The organism is Hymenobacter algoricola, from assembly GCF_039539525.1.
Classification (GTDB): domain Bacteria; phylum Bacteroidota; class Bacteroidia; order Cytophagales; family Hymenobacteraceae; genus Hymenobacter; species Hymenobacter algoricola.
The window spans coordinates 1-2,812 of record NZ_BAABDH010000010.1; the positions used below are offsets into that span (position 1 = coordinate 1).

Below are 2,812 nucleotides of genomic sequence, written 5' to 3' on the forward strand. Positions count from 1 at the left end.
CGGAATTTAAGGGTCGAAATTTTGCTGCACTTATAGTAGCGGTTAGCAGGCTGCATAACAGTAAGTTACGCCCATTCTCTTGACTTCTGCTTCCTAAGCCCCTAAACAAATAGGGGAAAACCTCCGAGTCCGTGGCCAAATGGCTTGTTCGCTCGTGATAAGGTGCAAAAGCGGCGTAAGAGCATCGAACCCCGATAGTTTTACACGCGCCTTAACGCAATCGAAAGAGGGTAGCGAAAACGAACGTTAAGACTATCGTTTTGCCCGCATGTTGGGTAATACATTGTTAGACAGGGTTCTGATTATGAAAATTAGACAGCTATGCGCCCGAGTCGGAGGTTTTGCCCTATTTGTTTAACAACACCCCATGTTGGGTAATACATTGTTAGACAGGGTTCTGATTATGAAAATTAGACAGCTATGCGCCCGAGTCGGAGGTTTTGCCCTATTTGTTTAACAACACCCTTCTTATAGCAGCGGGGGGATAAAATTACGCTAAGGCCCTGCGGCTGTCTGTGCTAGTGGCTCAAGGTGGTCTGTAGATGCTTGCGGTAGCGCTTGACGCTAGAGAGGCTGATGCCCGTCAGCTCCACCGTTTCCGCAACGGAGAGCCCTTTCTCCAACGCCTTTTTTACTTTACCCAAGTTCTCGGCGTCGAGCCCCTTGGGCCGGCCGATGTGCTTGCCCTGGGCGGCAGCCAGTTGCTGGCCGGCCTTGGTCTTCTCCAGGATGCTCTCGCGGTCGTACTCGGCCAGCGAGGCGAAGATGGAGAGCATGAACTTGCCCGCCGGTGTGGTCGTGTCGATGCCCAGGTCCAGGGCCTTGAAGTGGATGCCGCGCTGGTGGAAGGAATTGACCAAGTGAATCACGTGGTCGCGGCTGCGCCCCAGCCGGAAGAAGCGCGCCACCAGCACGGTGTCGCCTTCGCGCAGCAGCCCCAGCAGTTCGTCGAGTGCCGGCCGTTGCAGGCTCATGCCGGTAATCTTGTCTTGGAAGATGCGGTCGCACCCGGCCTTGGTTAGGATATCGAGTTGGGTGTCCAGGTTCTGGTCGACGGTGGAAACGCGGGCGTAGCCGAAGGTGTGGTTCATGCGGGTCAAAAAGTCGGGTTCACAAAGATAAACCCCTGTTTATTTTTGGCCCGACTTTCTGGCCCTAAGTTTTCGAGGAGCTCACCGCCCGGTGGGTCTGCTGCGGATGCGGGTCAGGAAGCTATGGCTTTGTGAACCTACCTGTGAATGAGCTTGCCGTAATTTTACCCACTCGCTACTAAAAGAAGGCCTTAACCAAATAAGGTGCGATAACGGGCCCTTATCGGACCCTATCCGAAAGACGGCGGCTGCTTAAATCACCGTTTGGCTAGACCTATAAAGGAGCATGTCCAGTTGTTCGTCTCTGCGGTTAACCCGGCCCGCAACCACCACTACAACCGGTCCCAGACGTTACCACCGCGCTCGTAGAAGCGGATAACGCCGTCGGCCTTGGTGAGCAAGACGCGGGGTACGTACCAGGGTTGGCGGGTGGGGGAGACGGTCCCCCCGAGGTCGTTGAGTTCCACCACGTTTTGGTAGGTGCGCCCGGCAACGGTGGCCGTGCCCACGGCCTGTAGGCCGCGGTCCATGGCGTACGTGGGCACCCTAAATTCCGACGCGGCCCACCTCAGGGTCGCGGTTTGGCCGTTGGGGCCATTCGGCCCGTTGGGGCTGGTCCCCCCCTCGTCCGCGGACAAGTGTAGTATATAGTCCCCCCGGCCCACCGAATCCGTGCGCTCCAGGCGCATGACAAAGCCTTCGGATTGGTGGGTGCCGCACACTGTGCTTTTGGCCGCGCCCTGCCTCGCGAACTCGATGCGGGATTCGGTGACCCGGTAGGTGCGCACGTAACCGGCCGCGTTGCGAAACCGCAACTCGGCGTTCTTGGGGTACGGGACGGCCCAGGCCCGTTGGTCGGCCGTGAGGGGATACTGCGGCTGACTGTCGTAGTCACAGACCTGTCGGCAGCCAGCGAGCAAGGAAAACGCGCCCACCAGGGCCAGGCCGTGGGCAAAGGAAGGGAAACGCATGCAGGCAAGAGAAAAAGAAGGTCAGAGCGGGCCGGAGCACCGGAAAAGGACAAGGAGCAATTGTAAAGCTACCGATTATTCGAAGCCAATCGCGCTAATGCTCCTTTCCGTGAACGACCAGCAGCAGCTCGGCACCGGGTGGCCAGGTGCCTGCTATAGGGTGGTCCGAGTTTACGAAACTCGTCTACAATTCAAAGTTTAGGAAACGCGCCGAAGAGATGAGTTTCGTAAACTCGGAATCGCGCCCTTTCTGGGCCTATGCAATCAGGATTTGGGGGCAGTGAAGGGCAGGAGTTTTTCCCGCTGGTTCCCGGGAAAAGTCAAATAGCGTAATGCGTCGTCGCGGACGCCCCTTGGCTTTGTGATGATTTTCAGTCCTCCTGGCCATTGAGCTCGGTGGAGCACTTTTCTACGTCGCATTCACCTTTAGTATCTTATGATACCGAGTTACAACCCTCGGCATTGGCTACTCATTCTTAACCTCGTCATCAAGCTTTCTAAGCCGAGCATGAGTTCAGTTAACAATAGATCATGTGACAGGACCCGTGCTACTAATTAGATAAGCCTTACCCTAGCCGTTAGAAAATAGCGCATCTACATTAGTTAATAATTATCTATCTTGCCCAACCGCTCCACTACCCTACTACCGGGTGCAATTCAAATCTTCGCTTGGTTGTTTTTGAGCAGTTGGGTGACGAGGTCAAACTTACGGCTTTTGTAGGCTACGCGCAGGCGCAGCAGGTGGTCGCA

General features: G+C 55.8%; 2 protein-coding genes. Both read right to left on the reverse strand.

Going from position 1 to position 2,812, the window contains the following annotated elements; translation table 11 throughout:
- Nucleotides 1–518: 518 nt before the first annotated feature.
- Nucleotides 519–1,091, reverse strand: coding sequence for a recombinase family protein (locus ABD842_RS02205; RefSeq protein WP_345109440.1), 573 nt, complete (start codon nt 1,089–1,091; stop codon nt 519–521).
- Nucleotides 1,092–1,423: 332 nt separating this feature from the next.
- Nucleotides 1,424–2,062, reverse strand: coding sequence for a hypothetical protein (locus tag ABD842_RS02210; RefSeq protein ID WP_345109443.1), 639 nt, complete (start codon nt 2,060–2,062; stop codon nt 1,424–1,426).
- Between the last annotated feature and the right edge of the window lie 750 nt (nt 2,063–2,812).

Excerpts from the sequence above, each read along its gene's own strand:
- ABD842_RS02205 (WP_345109440.1), bottom strand. The coding sequence starts at position 1,091 with ATGAACCACACCTTCGGCTACGCCCGCGTTTCCACCGTCGACCAGAAC.
- ABD842_RS02210 (WP_345109443.1), bottom strand. The coding sequence starts at position 2,062 with ATGCGTTTCCCTTCCTTTGCCCACGGCCTGGCCCTGGTGGGCGCGTTT.